This is a genomic window from Burkholderia sp. COPS (assembly GCF_019425585.1).
Taxonomy (GTDB): Bacteria; Pseudomonadota; Gammaproteobacteria; order Burkholderiales; family Burkholderiaceae; genus Burkholderia; species Burkholderia cepacia.
The window spans coordinates 1-1318 of the sequence record NZ_WIXR01000104.1 but is presented as its reverse complement, the minus strand read 5'-3'; the positions used below and the strand labels follow the sequence as shown (position 1 = coordinate 1318).

Genomic DNA, 1318 nt, shown 5'->3' with positions numbered 1-1318 from the left:
CGCCTGCGCGAGCGCGACCTGCATGATTTCCTTCGTGATGCCCTGGATCTTGATGTCCATCTGCAGCGCCGTCACACCCTGCTCCGTGCCGGCTACCTTGAAGTCCATGTCGCCGAGGTGATCTTCGTCGCCGAGGATGTCGGTCAGCACCGCGAACTTGTTGCCTTCGAGGATCAGGCCCATCGCGATACCCGCGACGTGCGCCTTCATCGGCACGCCGGCGTCCATCAGCGCGAGGCAGCCGCCGCACACCGATGCCATCGACGACGAACCGTTCGATTCGGTGATTTCCGACACGACGCGGATCGAGTAGCCGAATTCGTCGGCGCTCGGCAGGCACTTGACCAGCGCGCGCTTCGCGAGGCGGCCGTGGCCGATTTCGCGACGCTTCGGCGAGCCGACGCGGCCCGTTTCGCCGGTCGCGAACGGGGGCATGTTGTAGTGGAGCATGAAGCGCTCGCGGTATTCGCCTTCGAGCGCGTCGATGATCTGCTCGTCACCCTTCGTGCCGAGCGTCGCGACGACCAGCGCCTGCGTTTCGCCGCGCGTGAACAGCGCCGAGCCGTGGGTACGCGGCAGCACGCCGGTACGGATCTCGATCGGGCGCACGGTGCGCGTGTCGCGGCCGTCGATACGCGGCTCGCCGTTCAGGATCTGCGAACGGACGATCTTCGCTTCGATGTCGAACAGCACGTTGCCGACGGTGGCCTTGTCGGCCGCTGCCGTACCGGCTGCCAGTGCGTCTTCCTCGAGCTTCGCCGAGGTCGCTGCGTAAACTTCCTTCAGCTTCGTCGAACGCGCTTGCTTGTCGCGCAGCTGGTAAGCGGCGAGCAGGTCGTTCTGTGCCAGCTCGGTCACGCGGGCGATCAGCGCTTCGTTCTTCGGCGCCGGCTGCCAGTCCCACTCGGGCTTGCCGCCTTCGCGCACCAGTTCGTGGATCGCGTCGATCGCGACTTGCATCTGCTCGTGGCCGAACACCACGGCGCCCAGCATCACGTCTTCCGACAGCTGGTCGGCTTCCGATTCGACCATCAGCACCGCACGCTCCGTACCCGCGACGACGAGGTCGAGGCTCGATGCCTTGATCTGGTCACGCGTCGGGTTCAGCACGTATGCGTTGTCGATGTAGGCAACGCGCGCGGCACCGACCGGGCCGTTGAACGGCAGGCCCGACACGGCGAGCGCAGCCGATGCGCCGATCAGCGCGGGGATGTCCGCCGGGATTTCCGGGTTCACGGACAGCACGTGGATCACGACCTGGACTTCGTTGTAGAAGCCTTCCGGGAACAGCGGGCGCAGCGGACGGTCGATCAGGCGC

At 66.2% G+C, this 1318-nt stretch carries 1 protein-coding gene; it reads right to left on the bottom strand.

Translation table 11 applies throughout. From position 1 onward, the window contains the following. Positions 1 to 1318: polyribonucleotide nucleotidyltransferase (pnp, locus tag FOZ70_RS37780; protein WP_219707914.1), on the bottom strand; the 1318-nt coding region annotated here is incomplete at both ends.